The sequence below is a fragment of the Pantoea sp. B623 genome (assembly GCF_024814475.1).
Classification (GTDB): Bacteria; Pseudomonadota; Gammaproteobacteria; order Enterobacterales; family Enterobacteriaceae; genus Pantoea; species Pantoea ananatis.
This window is the reverse complement of sequence record NZ_JANUXM010000004.1, coordinates 1,234,562-1,250,988: the sequence shown is the minus strand read 5'-3', so window position 1 is coordinate 1,250,988 and position 16,427 is coordinate 1,234,562. Positions and strand designations below refer to the sequence as shown.

At 53.7% G+C, this 16,427-nt stretch carries 4 protein-coding genes; 3 read left to right on the top strand and 1 reads right to left on the bottom strand.

Annotation, left to right across the window (positions count from 1 at the left end):
- Nucleotides 1–277: 277 nt before the first annotated feature.
- Nucleotides 278–1,864: a glycosyltransferase family 39 protein gene (locus NXS97_RS07735; protein ID WP_259231905.1), complete on the top strand. Its 1,587-nt coding sequence runs from the start codon at nt 278–280 to the stop codon at nt 1,862–1,864.
- Between the two features lie 88 nt (nt 1,865–1,952).
- On the opposite strand, the gene NXS97_RS07730 is transcribed toward NXS97_RS07735, so the two are convergent.
- Complete coding sequence (locus NXS97_RS07730; RefSeq protein ID WP_013024960.1) at nt 1,953–2,396, bottom strand: hypothetical protein; 444 nt, start codon at nt 2,394–2,396, stop codon at nt 1,953–1,955.
- Nucleotides 2,397–3,881: 1,485 nt separating this feature from the next.
- Between NXS97_RS07730 and NXS97_RS07725 the strand changes: the two genes are divergently transcribed.
- Both NXS97_RS07725 and NXS97_RS07720 read left to right on the top strand, forming a co-directional pair.
- Nucleotides 3,882–5,573 (top strand): ShlB/FhaC/HecB family hemolysin secretion/activation protein, encoded by a 1,692-nt coding sequence (locus NXS97_RS07725; RefSeq protein WP_105088464.1) that lies wholly within the window; start codon nt 3,882–3,884, stop codon nt 5,571–5,573.
- Between the two features lie 57 nt (nt 5,574–5,630).
- A complete protein-coding gene (locus tag NXS97_RS07720) occupies nt 5,631–16,412 on the top strand; it encodes a hemagglutinin repeat-containing protein (RefSeq protein ID WP_116219530.1) in 10,782 nt (3,593 codons plus the stop codon).
- The last annotated feature ends 15 nt before the right edge of the window (nt 16,413–16,427 follow it).

Genomic DNA, 16,427 nt, shown 5'->3' with positions numbered 1-16,427 from the left:
TCAATAAAGGAATAACGGTGAGAGCAAGCTGAAACGGCATAATGCTATGAAAAACCGTGCCTTAAAGACCGCAACAGACATAGCCGAATTCAGAGTTTAAAAAGCAGGCAAGGCAGGCGCGTTAATCGTGAATACCCGTAACTACCAAAGAGTCTTTCCTGTTCCGCGGGCGGCGGGTCCGGAGTCATTTTTACCGCGAACTTCAATGCACATAAGTGACACGTACGCTTACCGTCATCGACTTTTTTTACCCGCGTCACAGCAAATCCCACTCTTATTGTGCCTGGTTATTTTCGCCTGCTGGCTGCTGCCGGGGCTGGTGGGCCATGAACCGTGGAAGCCTGACGAAGCCTATACCTTTGGGTTGATTCGCCACATTGCCCAGAGTGGGGACTGGGTTGTGCCAACCCTGGCCGGCGAACCTTTTATGGAAAAGCCGCCGCTCTACTTTGTTGTGGCCTCTTTCTTCCTCAGGCTGTTCAGCCCGGCCCTGGGTGAGCCCGATGCGGCACGTCTGACAACGGGCCTGTTTATTAGTCTTGCCTGTTACGCTATCGCAATGACTTCCCGTGAGCTCTATGGCAAAGGGGCTGGTCGTTGGGCGGTGCTTATCCTGTTTGCCTGTTTGGGCTTTCCTGTCCGGGCACACCAAATGATTACCGATACCGCGTTGCTGGCAGGCGGCGCTATTGGCATTTATGGTTTCATTTTGGGGATTCGCCGCCATGTGCTGGGTGGCGCGATACTGGGCATTGGCGCAGCGGTGATGTTTCTCTCTAAAGGGCTTCTCGGCCCGGGCATATTGGGACTGACAGCGCTGACGTTACCCTTGATGAATACAGCGTTTCGTAGCAGACGCTATATCGTGTTTTGTGCTATCGCGTTTCTGGTCTTTTGCCCGCTGGTAGTGCCGTGGCTGTATGCGCTTTGGATGCGTTCTGAAAAGCTGTTTTCAACCTGGCTACTGGTCAATAATTTTGGCCGTTTTGACGGTACCGCTAAGCTCGGGCCTAAAGCAAAACACTTCTTTTACTTTAAACTGCTTCCCTGGTATGCCTTTCCTGCATTGCCGATGGCTGCGTGGTGGCTCTGGCGCAGTTGGAAAACCGGCATCAGCGCATCCGCAATGGTGCTGGTAACGTTTTTTTTAGCCGGTTTTGTCACTCTGTCGAGTGCATCTGACGCGCGGGAGCTTTACGCCATGCCGCTGCTTCTGCCGTTGGCCATACTGGCAGCAGGTACCTGTCAGCAGAAAACCCTCTGGACGATAAAGTTGCGGCCATGGGCACTCGGCTTATTCTGCCTGCTTCCAACGGTGATGTGGGGAGCGGGCATCATCCTGATGACCGGCTGGCCTGCGCCACTGTGGAATAAATGGGTGGCACAGGGTGCGCCCGGATTTACGCCCCAGATTTCATCAGTGATGTTTGCAGCAGCATTACTGGCTACTTTATTGCTGAGCGGGCTGGTGTTTTTGAATCGCACCTGCCGGGAAAGTCCCTTATCAATTTTTACCAGTTGCATCACGCTGTGCTGGGTGTTGGCCATGACGCTGGGCATGCCGTATCTGGATTACACCAAGCGTTATTCTGATGTTTTTCTCCCGCTGCGGGCATGGTTGCCAAGGGATGAATGTGTCGCGAGCCGGCATCTTGGTGAACCACAACGGGCTTTACTGGAATATTACGATGGGCTGGTAACGCTGCGAGAAGGGAAGCACAGAGGCGCCTACCGCTGTAACTGGCTACTCCTGCAACATGATAAAAGGCATCCTGAGGAGTTTGTCGACGGGACGTTGGTCTGGCAAGGGGAGCGGCCTGCGGATAACGAAGAGAATTACCAACTTTATCGACTGAACAGATAAGCCAGTATTTTTCATGCTTAACTCGCCTGAGGTCATTTTGCAGGCGAGTGACGATTGGTTACATCGGCTATTTCAGTAAAATCTGCACTCAGGGAAGCGACAGATGAACTTCATTTTCTTTTGGTGCCCAGTCTCTGTCAGAGAACTCATCTACAGAATAGGAGACATTGCGCAGCCCCTGGGTGCCTAGAAAGTTTTTTACGCCTTCCTGAAGATTACCGTCACGAAACAGCTCAGCAATAACAAACAGGGCATCGGAAAGCGAAAGCGTTCTGATTTGCGCGGGTAACCAGTTTGTACGCGTAAAGATCAGATGATAAAGCGCTTCATCTCCCGACAAGGGAAAATAGCGCGTACCAAATTGTTTGCGATGCTTGTCCAGAATGATTTCAAGAATGAAAATCTGTGCTGTCCGTTGCCTGATTTGATTCACAAAAACATTTTCGGAATTGCCCATATCCAGCGTCGTGGCATCATTATTCTGCTTAACGCGCGTCTCGATAGCATTCCAGAGGTTGTCATACTGATTCATAGCTTGCCTTGTCTGAAATTGTCGTTTTCATAACAACGTTAGCAGAAGGAACACGCGCGGCAAAGGCCACAAGCATAATCAGCCGCATTTGACTCTAAAAAAGACAGCATTTAATTTTGTCGCCAACATGCTGTCGCTAAGTGTCCTGCAAAGGGGCGTTTTATTATGACAACTTTAGCAAGCGAAGAAGGCGAGGTGATGGCTTTAACGTTAAACATTTAAAAAATAAAATGGCCACCAAGGGCCATGTCGAGGGCATTCAGGTACGATTAATGCAACACACCGGCGGTGGTTAAGCAAAGTGTGCAAAAAGCAACGCTGAATGCAGAGAAACCCACCAAACCAAGAACGACGAAACCGAAATTTCTCATATCGACCTCCACCGTGTCCAGGTGACACAGCCAAATCATAGGGCTGGTGGATAAATAAGTACATACTGTTAATAAAGCCATGGAAAATATTGCTGTGCCATTCCTAAAATGGCTGTCACATTCTGAATGTAGAAGAAGGCGTAAAAATGATGTCTGCCTTTTTCACCCTGTGTTCCTCGCATTCGCGCAGTAGCTGTATCAGGAAACAGGTACAGTGAAATCGCGTGCCCGTAAGGGATCTCCGTGTCCGCACTAACATTGGTCTCATCACGTGGTTGCCCTTTTAAACGGTCACGTGAATGCGCTTATCGCACGGAGGCAAGGCTGGGTAAATAAGTTTTAGGAGGCAGAAAATATTTTAGTGCGACTTGGGTGAGTTATCACGGTGACAGTTATAAATTATCCGCAGGTGATGATTAAGGGACAATCGTCATGTTGATTTGCTTCTCGCTAATTACCCTTATTTATTAACAGAGTTAAAATTAAAGAAACGCTTCGTGTTATCTTGTATTGTCAGTTAAATACAGACTCTTTTAAACGGTGCCAGGCTAAAGCTAAACAGGGCAATCTGTTTTTTTCGATAAACTTTTATACTGCAGCACGATCACCTGAGGTGAATAGATTTATTTTGCCATGCAGGGTAAAAAGAATATTTCCTTTCAAATCTTTGCGTAATGGGCGCCTCGGTTATTACGGCTGGGATCTGAACAGATCGCTGACATTTTTAATCTTCGTTAAAACAGATTTAAGGCAGGATTTACGTCTGTTTTACACTAGAAAAAAATAAGGCACGCGTCTGAATCGGTAAGCTACCTCATACATAAACTCAATTTTCTGGATCTTTTGTGGACTGGAAATTATGTGAAAAATCAAGATAACTCACTGTAAATAAGAGATAATTTATTCTTTTTTGATATAGGCAATCGCTCATTCTGATGTTCCTGCAAATCGCCCTGAAAACCCATTCTGGCGGGACTCACTCATCAATAACTCTTAACTCAGGGCTTGTTTTTTAATTTTACGGCATGAATAATGCGCGCCTTTGTTACATATCATTACGATTTACAGAATGAAAGTTAACGTTAAAAGGACTTTTCTCATTGCCTGTGGTTTTATGGGCGGTGTACCCGCCCTGTTGTTTTTGACAGGAGCACTCTTACCTTTGCCTGTTTCAGCGGCAGATGGCGAAGTCTTAAATACGGCTACGGGTATCGACGCAAATGAGCAACAGCGCCAGCTGGAACGTGCGCGTATTCTGCGTGAGCAAAATGCGCCGCGTGCGGATATTCGTCTTGAGCGTCCTGACGCTGCCCTGCCGGATTACCCCTCTGATGAAAAACCCTGCTTTGTCATTAGCACTATTGCGCTACAGGGGGATGCATCACAACAATTTCAATGGGCCCTGAATGCCGTAGCTGACGCCAGAGGGCGCTGCCTGGGCGGGCAGGGCATTATGCTGGTAATCAAAAAAGTCCAAAATGCGATCCTGGCTAAAGGCTATGTCACCACGCGCGTCATGGCTCAGGAGCAGGATCTGACCAAAGGCACACTGACGCTCACGATCCAGCCGGGCAGAGTGGCAAACGTTCGCTTCAACAAGGACGTATCATGGCGCGGTCGGTTATGGAATGCCGTGCCCGCTTCTCGCGGTGACATCCTCAATCTGCGTGATGTCGAGCAGGGACTCGAGAATTTCAAGCGCGTTCCCAGTGCGGCAGCGGATATCAAAATTGTCCCCGGCGAACAAGAATCCACCAGTGATCTCGTGGTGAACTGGCAGGAATCGCGTCCCGTCCGGCTGAACATCGGGCTTGATGACAGCGGTTCTGAAAGCACCGGCCGCTATTTGGGAACGGCTACCCTGGCCATCGATTCCCCTCTGGCCCAGAACGATCTGTTTTATGCCAGCTTTGGAAAAAATATGTTCGAGCAGGGACCCTTTGGTAACCATTCCCAGGCGGTGAATTACTTTTTCCCCGTTGGCTACTGGGCGTTCTCGGCAAACTATAACGATTACACCTATCACCAGAATATCCCTAACGCGAACGAAATCCTGAGCTATGACGGTAAAAGTGAAAGCGTCGTATTGACGATATCAAGACTGCTGTACCGCGACCAGTCCAATAAAACCACGCTCAATGTACGCACTTATCGCCGTCGTTCCTCAAACGCCGTTAATGATATTGATATTGATCAACAGCGGCGGCGAACAGCCGGTTGGGAGCTGGGATTAAGCCAGCACACTTATCTGGGCAGCGCCACGCTGGATGGCAGTATCAACTGGCGGCACGGCACCGGTGCCTGGGGGGCAACACCGGCACCAGAAGAGGCGACTCAAAGCGGTAGCGCACGTGCGGGCATGTTATTTGGGGACATTGGCCTTAACCAACCCTTCTCGCTGCTAAATCAGCCGTTACGCTATTACACCACGCTGCGTGGGCAGTGGAGCAGTAGTGCGCTCACGCCTCAGGAAAGGCTGGCAATTGCCGGGCGTTATTCGGTTCGCGGTTTTGACGGCGAGCAGATGCTGTCTGGGGAAAAAGGCCTTATCTGGCGAAATGAGTTGGGTTGGAACGTTTTTGCCAGTGGCCATGAATTTTATCTTGCAGCGGATTACGGTCGCGTTGATGGGCCAGGCACGCGTTATTTGGTTGGACATCAACTGGTGGGCGCCGCAGCGGGCATCAGAGGCACACTGATAAGGCGCGTAAGTTACGACCTGTTTGCTGGCATTCCGCTGATGAAACCCGACAGTTTTCATACCTCAGGTGCGACAGCAGGATTCAGCATTAACGTCGAACTATGATGCCTTGCCCCATTATGACCACGATTCAGACCTCATGGATTTGAGAAGCCAAATTATATGAACAAACATTGTTACCGCCTGATCTTCAGCCGTACGCACGGTGAACTTCGCGTTGTTTCTGAACTGGCCCGTAGCTGCAGTAATGAACCGGGCCAGACGCGTGGGACGGGAGCCGCGCGCGTCTGGGTAACACTGCGTCGTTCAGGATGGCTCATAAGTCTGATGCTGTTTAACGGTCAGGCACTTGCTGACGGTATCGTTGCAGATGGCAATGCCGCAGCAGGTCTGCGCCCTGAGGTGATCAATACGCAAAATGGCCTGCCACAGGTTAACATCACCGCGCCAAATCAGGCGGGCGTTTCCCATAACCAGTACAGCCAGTTCGACGTTGACCAAAAAGGCGCCATTCTTAATAACTCTGCGGTCATGACCTCTACGCAAATGGCGGGCATGATTCAGGGCAATCCCAATATCAATCCCAATGGTGCGGCCGCCCGGGTCATTCTGAACGAAGTTAACAGTAACAATCCCAGCCAGCTTCGGGGCTATATGGAAGTAGCTGGTGGCCGTGCGCAGGTTATCGTCGCCAACCCTTCAGGTATTGTTTGTAATGGCTGCGGAACCATCAACGCAGGCAGGATGACGCTTACCACCGGTAAACCGCAGCTCAATGCCGACGGCAGTATTGCAGGTTATCAGGTTGAGCGCGGTGTCGTGCGCATTGAAGGCGGGGGCCTAAATGGCGACTCGCGGCATGACACCGAATACGTTGATGTGCTTGCGCGCGCCGTGGAAGTTAATGCGGGCGTCTGGGCGAAAGAGAAGATCAACGTCGTCGCGGGAAAAAACACTGTCAGCGCGGATGGCAACACCGTGACGCCTTCCTCCGGCCAGGATGGCGCTAAGCCTGAGTTAGCGATAGACATGGGCGATATGGGGGGAATGTACAGCGGCCAGATTCGTATGATCGGCACCGAAGCCGGCGTTGGTGTGCGTAATCAAGGCGGGCAGTTACAGGCCGGAAAAACCCTTACCGTCAGTAGCGAAGGCCGTCTGGTGTGGCAATCGGGCAAGCAAGAGGCTGTGACACAGGCGGGTGAGTCCGTCACCCTGATCGCCAAAGACAATATCGAACATGCGGGCAAACTTCACAGCGGTGGCACACTCAACGTACAGAGCCGCACTGGAGAGATTAAGCAGTCCGGGACGATGGCGGCCGCTGGCGATGTTCAGCTAACTGCCGCTAGCGGGATTGAAAACAGCGGTCATCTGCTGGCGGGCAGTGATGTAAACAGCATGCTCAACCGCGAAGCCGACCTCTCGCTGAGCAGCCAGGAAACTGTTCGCTCAACAGGTAGCCTGTTGAGCAAAAAGAATGTCACCCTGTCTGGTAAACGCGTTGATCTTAGTGAAGGACAGCTGGCTGCGAAACAGACAACAGTCACCGCCCAGAAAGAAGGGGTTGGGTTAAATAAAACCAGGGTCGACAGCCAGAACTTGCACATCAGCAGCACGGGCGACGTGGATGCGCGACAGGCAGAGATTAAGGCTGGTAACTGGGACGTTAATGCAGACAACCTGTTTAATCAGCAGGCGGTCTGGTCGCAGACGGGCACCGGAGATAATCGTTTTACGCTGCAAAACCAGCTTGATAATACCGGCGGTACGATAGAGGCACAGCGCCTTAACCTGAATGTGGGCGCGCTGACTAACCAGAACGGCAGACTGGTTGCACTCGACGGAAGCGATCAGCAGTGGCATGTGACAGGGCTGATCGACAACCGTGCGGGTGAACTGGGCAGTAACGGGAATATGGCGTTGAGCACCGGAAGCCTCACCAATCTGGGTGGTTCGGTTAAAAGTATGCTCTCTCTGCAGGTCGATGCTAAACACGCGCTCGATAACAGCGAAGGCAGGCTCCTGGCGGGCAATAACGTCACGCTGCAGGCGGAGACGCTGGTTAACCATGCCGGTGTGCTTAATGGTGAGGCAGTAAAAATCACCGCTCAACAGCTTGATAATGCGCAAGGTCAGATCCTGAGTCAGCAGGGCCTGGCGCTTGACGCACAGCAGAGTCTCGACAATGACCAGGGCCTTATCGCCGCCGGACAGAATGCAGACGTTCATACCGAGGGGAGCTGGAACAACCAGGGCGGCACGGTACAGAGCGAAACCCAGTTAAAGCTGTCTGCGGGACATCTCAACAACACCCAAGGCAAGTTGCTGTCTGGCGATCTGCTCGTGCTTAAAGCGAGTGGTGAAGTGAATAACGCTGCGGGTGAAATCAGCGGCAGCGCGCTGACGTTAGGTGTACAGAACCTGTCAAATGATAAAGGGAAAGTCATTGGCGGTCGGTCGGTGATCCTTGATGCGAAAAACGGGCTCGATAACGCGCAGGGACTGTTGGCAGCCGGCCAGATGCTCAACCTTTCTACCGAAGGTATGCTGAATAATCTGAACGGCGGCATCAGCGCGGCCGATCTCGATCTCACCGCCGGTCAACTCGATAACACGCAAGGAAAAATCATTGCGGATAACGGCCTGCACGTGCGGGCACAGCAGGCTCTGGATAACACTCTCGGTTTGCTTGAAGCGGGTGAGACACTTGATGCCAGTACCCAAGGCAACTGGAAAAATCAGCAGGGCACGGCACAAGGCGGCAAGGCTGTTATTGCCGCCACGCACGATTTTGATAACACAAACGGCAGGCTTCAGTCTGGTGGCGCGCTGCGGTTAGACAGTGCCGGGGATGTTATCAACCAGGGTGGCAAACTGACTGCGCAAAAAGACCTGACGTGGCAAGGTGCCACAACCAGCTTATTTAATAATGATGGCGGTTCGTTGCAGAGTGGAAACAACCTGTCAGTCACGGGTGGGCGACTGACCAACCGCGCGCAGGGCATTGTGCTGGGACAGGATGCTCTCTCGTTTGATCTGGCCGCTGACGTCAATAATCAGGACGGTCAAATCACGGGCGGTGGTCAAACGGTCCTGCGCGCAGGCAGTCTCACCAATGCTGGCGGCAAAATCAATTCCCTTGGCGGCCTTGAGATGCAGTTCAGTGGCCAACTGGACAACAGTAATGGGCGTATTTTCAGCCAGCTATCTCAGAAACTGACGGCGGGGAATATTGCAAACGAGCAAGGTTGGATGGGAAGCCAGGGAGAATGGCGCGCCACCACAGGTCATTTCGCTAATACGCTGGGCAGCGTGCAAAGCGAGCAGTCGGCATGGCTTAACGCGGCTGCGCTGAATAACCAACAGGGGCTGCTGCAGGCTGCTGCTGCGTTGACGATGAGAGTGACGCAGGGAATCGACAATCGCGCGGGTAAAATCAGCGCCCAAACGCAGCTGGATGCACGCGGCGATGATAACGGGGCGAGCACGGGTGCCATTAACAATGCTGGTGGTCAGTGGCTGGCGGGCGAAGCGTTAAACCTTGCGGCACAGATGCTGGACAATACCCAGAATGGCCTGCTTTACAGTCAGAAACAGCTTCATCTTCTTCTCGATGACACGCTGAGTAATCAACAGGGCAAAGTGCAGAGCGGAGAAAACCTGACGCTTGCAGCCCGCTCATTGCAAAACGATGCGGGTTCGATCGCCAGCCAGCAGCAGTTAACGCTCAATCTGACAGGCGAGCTCAGCAACCAGGGCGGCGCGTTACGCAGCAATGGCGTCCAGCAGGTCAGCGCCAGTCATATCAATAATCAGCAAGGCACGATCAGTAGCCTTGACGATCTTGGCGTCACCGCGGCGCAACTTGATAACGCGGCGGGCACTCTGATAAGCCAGGGAACCGGCATTTATCGTATTGATACGCTGAATAACCAACAGGGCAAAATTCATAGCGGCCGCGGCCTGACGCTGAACGGTAACGTGGTCAGTAACCAGGGCGGCCAGTTAGTTTCGACCCAGGATATGATTATCACGGCGGCGCAAATCACCAATGCCAGCCGGGGAACAATCAGCAGCCAGGGAGCGCTGGACGTACAGGGCAGCACACTGGATAACCACGATGGCGGCCTGATTCTGGGCACCACGCGCACGGGCATCTCGGCCAACGAGTTGAATAACAGCACAGGTCGACTGCAAAGTGCGGGGGCGATGACGCTGGCAGGGCTGTCACTGCTGGATAACCGCCAGGGCAGCATCGTCGCAAATGGGCCACTCAATATTAACAATGGCAGTAATGCACGTTTTGCCCGGCTCGCTTTCTCCGCGCCTTCATTAGCTCTACTAAACCAGAACGGCGTTGTGCAGAGTGGCGCAACGATGGCGGTTAATGCGCGTACGCTGGACAACCAGGGCGGAAAACTGCAAAGCCAGCAGGACTTTACGTTGGGCGTACAGCAGGATTATGTCCAGCGGGCCAGTGATATTCTAACCAGTAATGGCACGCTCACGATGTCGGTCGCGGGCATGTTTACCAACCTGAATGACTGGCTGTTGCCTGGGAACCTGAACCTTACCAGTGCGCATTTTACTAACCCGGGCACGCTGGTTAGTAAAATCATGCAGATTACAACAGGGCAATTCACCAACCGTGGCCGTGTTGAAGCTGACACGATGACGCTTAACGTTGACACGCTGGACAACCCCACGGCGGTGATGGGCGACAACATCACCGTTAACGCCCGCATTATTGATAACTACGGCGCGGGTGGGGTTATCGCGGCGACCCAGTCGCTTAACCTGCGCGGCAACGAGCGGCTGACGAACCGTGACGGGGCGTTGCTGTTCAGTAGTGGCAATATGCAACTGGGCAGTAACGACCTGATTGAAAACCGGGCAAGTGCCATTGAGGCCAGCGGTGATCTCACGGTAAACGCACAGCGTTTAATCAATCAGCGCATCGGGTTAAATATTGCCCCTGATGCAGAGTCTGAATCGTACAAATGGCATCGTTATAACTATTACTGGCGATCCTATGGAATGTGGGTCAACAACGATAAAAATACGCTGGCACCGACCACCCAACAGCTGACTTTTGGCAATGGTGCTGAGGCGCAAAACAATCGTTATGGCACCCTAATGGCTATTGATGAGGCCGGTAAGCGCGCGCAGGTGCGGGTCAAAGACAACACCGGTCAACTGATCGACCTGTGGGTCAATTACCTGGCGCTCAGACCGAACGGCGACGGTAGCTACGCCATGACATTTTACGAAACGCGCGGAGAGAATCAGCTTGCGGTCATCCCCACTCCCTATCAAAACGGTTTCCATTGGGAGCATGACAGGACGCAGGTATTAACGTGGGATCCCAATAAACATATTGATATCTTCACTGCGCCTAATGTCAATGACTACAATAATTTACGCGAGCGCACGGTAACCGGCTCTTTAACGCGTGATCGCCTTATATCCGAAGGCACAGGCGCGCGTATGTTGGCCGGGGGCAATATGGCTCTGCATGTCGGCAGTCAGTTGCTCAACGATGCGAGTGTTATCACAGCGAACGGCAATCTGGGCATTGACGGTGGCGGTAGCGTGGATAACCGAGGTTACTCGGTTAACGAACATCGCATTGAAACCCTCGTTGACCACTATGACAGAGATGAGAGCCACTGGTATCCCACGTCACACTATGATGGCACCACGGCGCTACAAACCATTGATGGCATTATCTCTGGCAATGGCAGAGTGAGCATCATCGGGACCAGTATCTCGAATACAACTGTCAATCAGGCGCAAATCAGCAGCGTTGAAGCGGCGCTAAAGGCCGTGGACGCGGAGCGCGCAGAATGGGAGCGTAACCCCCTGGCATTTAGCGTGAATGGCGCAAGCGGACAAGATGCCGATACCCAACTGCAACCTGGGGGGCAGATCGCCGCAGAGCAGCCTTCTTTGCCAGGACGTCCGCTGCTTCCGGCGGAGCTGGCCTTCACGGCCAGACAGCACCTGGCAAGTGTGGCAACAAACATTCCCAATAACGGCCTGTTCCGCCAGTTTACGGCAAGCGGTAGCCCTTACCTGGTGGTCACCGACGCGCGCTTTACCAGCCGGACCCAGTTTATCAGCAGTGATTATCTGCTTTCTCGCGTGGGTTATGATCCGGCGGCGGTGCATAAGCGTCTGGGTGACGGGTTTTATGAGCAGAAGCTGGTACGGGATCAGGTGCTGAGCCTGACCGGCCGTCAGTCGGTGCACGGTGAAGATGCAATGGCCCAGTACCAGGCGCTGATGAATAACGGTGTGAAAGTGGCGCAGGATTTCCGTCTGGTGCCCGGCGTGGCGTTAACACCGGAACAGATCGCCTCATTACAGCAGGATATTGTCTGGCTGGTGAGCGAAACGGTTAATACCGAGAACGGCCCGCAGACTGTTTGGGTGCCGAAAGTCTATCTGGCCCAGTCCACGCTGCGCCTGACTGGCGACGGCGCACTCATCGCGGGGGGCGATCTGCAGCTCTCTGCTAACAGCGTAACCAACGCCGGTAATCTGCTGGCGGATAAGGCCCTGAGCATTGATGCCTCAGCGTTTTCTCATCAGAGTGGTGATATCAAAGCAGACAGCATCAACGTACATGCTGACAGCCTGAGCATGAGCACTAATCTGCAGGATGCTTTACGGCAGGCGAGCATGAGTGCGGGCGATATCAGCCTCAGCGGCAATGACATTCGTCTGCAGGGCGCGAAGCTAAGCGCAACGGATAACCTGGCGCTTAGCGCCCGTGACAATCTGGAGATCAGCGCTGCAAAACAGAGCTATAAAGCGAATGTTGAGGTGATCTCGGGGGCCATGGGAAACCGAAGCAGTGCCGGGATGGAAGAGGCTGGCCAGCGCATGGCGCAGGTCAGCGGTGAATGGCAGCTTGCCCAGGGCAGTGAGCTGAAAGCGGGCGGCAATCTGGTCATGAAAGCCGGTAAAGACATCACGCTGCAGGGCAGTCAGGCACAGGCGGGCGGACAAACAGCGCTTCAGGCTGGCGGAAATATCCGTTTATTAGCGGATAAAACCACCAACAGCACGCATGTCGAAGCGAATAGCCGGACTTCTTCTGTCAGCAACAGCCGTGAAGAAGATCAGCTTTACCTCAGTACATTGGGTGGCGATAAAGGTGTGACGATCATTGCTGGCAAGGATCTGCTTGCCGAAGGTGCGCAGATTGACAGTAAAGCAGGGGCCATTGGGATTGGTGCGGAAAATGTCACCATCAAAGAGGTCCGAAGCTCAACACATGCCTACGATAATGAGCAGTCGAGTAACAAAAACCATACGCGTATAGAAGAGACTTCAAAAGAAGACGTGATCGGCAGTACGCTCAGTGCACAGCATGGCATTACAACGATAGCCCGCACGGGTGACATCACAGTGACTGGCAGTACCCTGCATAGCGAGGAGGGGGCAATCGCCCTTCAGGCTAAACACGACATCACGCTCAATAGTGCAACGGAGCGTGAATCACGTTATCTGGATGAAAGTTCTCAGAAGAAAGGTTTCCTGAGTAAGAAAAGCAGTCATACAGTGCAGGACGATCGTGTGACGCGTGAAAAAGGCACGCTGATAAGCGGCAACAGTGTCACGATTGATGCCGGAAACGATCTCACTGTAAGTGGATCAGCCATCGCCGCCGATCAGAATGTGGATTTGCAGGCGGGAAACAATGTCGATATTTCTGCCGCCACCGAAACCGGTTATCACTATCTCTTGGAAGAAAAGAAAAAGAGCGGCCTGATGGGCAGCGGGGGGATTGGCTTTACGGTCGGCAAACAGTCGACGCGTCATGAAGTTAATGAAGACGAGATCGTTCAGAGCCAGAGCTTCAGCACCATCGGCAGCAGCCAGGGGAACGTTAACATCACCGCAGGGAATAAACTGCATATTGGCGGCGCGGATCTGATAGCCGGTAAAGATCTTAACCTGAGCGGCGACAGTGTAGATATTGACTCGGGTTTCGACCGCAATAACCGCACGGAAACATTTGAGTCTAAACAGAGTGGCTTTACGCTGGCGCTGTCGGGTACGGTGGGTAGCGCCCTGAACACGGCTGTCAGCGTGGCACAGCAGGCAAGAAAAGAGGGTGATGGACGACTCCGTGCGCTGCAGGGAACTAAAGCCGCGCTGAGCGGCGCGCAGGCAGCAGCGGCTTATGAGAACGACAGCGCTCTTACCGAGGCGGCAAACGCCAAAAATGCGGCGGCGGGGATCGATCCCAAGGCTGATAATGCGGCTCAGGGCGCGAAAAATACCGTTGGTATCACGCTCTCATACGGTAGCCAGTCATCGAAAAGCGAGTCTCACAGCCAGAGCAGTCAGGCGCAGGGAAGCACACTCAATGCAGGCAGAAATATCGCTATCACGGCGACCGGTAAAAACAAAGGCGAACAGAGCGGTGATATTACGCTCGCCGGTACCCAGATGAAAGCGGGCGGGGAGATGACGCTGGACGCTGCCCGCGATATCAATCTGCTGTCATCGCAAAATACACAACAGACCGACAATAAAAACAGCAGTAAAGGCGGATCGGTTGGCATTGGTATCGGTGTCGGATCAGGCGGCTATGGCATTACCGTCTCTGCCAGCGTCAACAGCAGTAAGGGCCGTGAAAACGGCAACTCGCTGACGCATAACGAAACTACGCTGGATGCAGGCGGCGGGATCAATTTGAAGAGTGGCCGTGACACCACTTTGAAAGGGGCTCAGGTTAACGGAGAAACCATCAAGGCGGATGTTGGACGGAACCTGACGCTCGCCAGTGAGCAGGATAGTGACCGCTATGACTCAAAACAGCAGAGCGCCAGCGCGGGTGGCAGCTTTACGTTTGGTTCGATGACCGGTTCAGCAAACGTCAACGTATCCAAAGATAAAATCCACAGCAATTTCGACTCGGTTAAAGAGCAGACGGGATTGTTTGCCGGTAAAGGTGGCTATCAGATCACCGTGGGGAACCACACGCAGCTCGACGGGGCTGTCATTGCCAGCACGGCGGACAAAGACCGCAATGTTCTGGATACCGGCACCCTGGGCTGGCGCGATATTCAGAATCAGGCCGACTATAAATCTGAGCATCAGAGCGCAGGTTTCAACAGTGGTGGCCCCATTGGTTCCAATCTGTTAAGCAACGTCAGTGCACTTCCAATCAGTGCTGCCGGAGGTAGTGGGCACGCTGAGGGCAGCACAAAAGCGGCGGTCAGCGACGGCAATATCATTATCCGCAACCGGGATGCGCAGCAGCAGGATTTGTCCGGCCTGAGCCGCGACACGGAGCATGCCAACGACGGCAGCATCAGCCCGATTTTCGACAAAGAGAAAGAGCAGCGCCGCCTGCAGCAGGCGCAACTGGTCAACGACGTTGCCACCCAGGCGCTTGACGTTTACAACACGCATGAAGCCGCCCGGGCCACGCGCGCCGCCACGGCCAGCCTGGCGGATACGGATACGCGTACTGCGCTGGAAGCGCAGGCCAGCGCAATGCTGGATAAGGCGCATGAAAAGGATCCGAACGTAGACAACAGCAGGCAGGCGGTGGTCAGCAAGGCCTGGCAGCTGGCCTACGACCAGGCGATTGTCCGTCAGGGCGCGGACATGGGCGGAAGCGTGCGCACCGGCGTGAATGCGGTGGTTAATGCCCTGCAGGCGCTGGCGGGCGGCGACATCAGGGCTGCCCTGGCGCAGGGCGCTGCGCCTTATCTGGCCGCGAAGGTCAAGGAACTGACCACCGGTAATGCGCCCTACGGCGAACTGACAGACACACAGAAACTGAATAACCTGATGGCGCACGCGCTGCTGGGCGGCGTGGTCGCTGAGCTGAGCGGGGGCAGTGCAGCCGCAGGCGCCACCGGTGCGGTAACGGGGGAACTGGCGACGCCGGCCATCGCACTGGCGCTTTACGGCACGGCAGACAGTGATAAACTGAGCCCGGAGCAGAAGGCGAACCTGAGCGCGCTGGCGACGCTGGCATCGGGAATCGCTGCGGGTGTGAGCAGCGGGAGCACGGCGGGTGCGGCGACGGGCGCGCTGGCGGGTAAGAATGCGGTGGAGAATAACTTCCTGCACGTTGACGAAGCCGAAAGAAAAGCCGTGCTGGAGCGCAGGGAGAAAGCTGGCACCATTACACCGGACCAGCGTCAGGAGCTGTCCGGTATCAACCAGACGAATAAAGCCCGTGACCAGGCCATTCATGATGTGTGTACACAGGGCAATAAAGGCGGTGCAGCCTGTGGTGCACTGGTCAGCCAGGCCCAGTCGGCACTGGATAAGTACGGCGATAACGTCACCTACTCGCTGATTTACAAAGACCTGTACCCGCAGGATGCGGCGAACCTGGAAAACGTGCTGAAGGGACTGGATGCAGGCAGTATCAGCCGTGATCAGGCTATAACTGCGATAGCGAAGCAGTCGGGGCAAAGCTGGGACAAAGTGGCTGAACAATATGATTCAGCCATGCAGGCACAGGCGATTGCTGTGGCACTGGCGGGCATGAAGGGCATTCAGATAAGACAGCCCGCGAACGTCAGCAAATCACCAACAGCGAAGGCAGATAAAAATCTCAGTTACGTTGATGAACCGCCCTTTAATCCCGGAGGTACAGCGGGAGGCGCGCAGCCCTGGTCTACCAAGGGGCGGATAAAATACGTAGAGCTTCCGACTCGAGGGAAAATACGGTTTGTTCCGGATAGCAATTACTCTTCAAGCAATCCATTACCGAGAGGGCCGAATAACGGTTATCTCGATAAGTTTGGTAACGAATGGGTAAAAGGTCCATCACGTACTGCAGGACAGGCTTTTGAATGGGATGTCCAGCTGTCACCCAAAGGTAGAGCGCAACTTGGTTGGGCAACAAGAGATGGTTCTCACTTGAATGTGTCTCTTGACGGAAAGATTACACATAAATAATCAAGGTACATATTT

Bases quoted from the DNA above. Each gene is read 5' to 3' on its own strand.
- NXS97_RS07730 (WP_013024960.1), bottom strand. From the start codon at position 2,396: ATGAATCAGTATGACAACCTCTGGAATGCTATCGAGACGCGCGTTAAG.
- NXS97_RS07725 (WP_105088464.1), top strand. From the start codon at position 3,882: ATGGGCGGTGTACCCGCCCTGTTGTTTTTGACAGGAGCACTCTTACCT.
- NXS97_RS07720 (WP_116219530.1), top strand. From the start codon at position 5,631: ATGAACAAACATTGTTACCGCCTGATCTTCAGCCGTACGCACGGTGAA.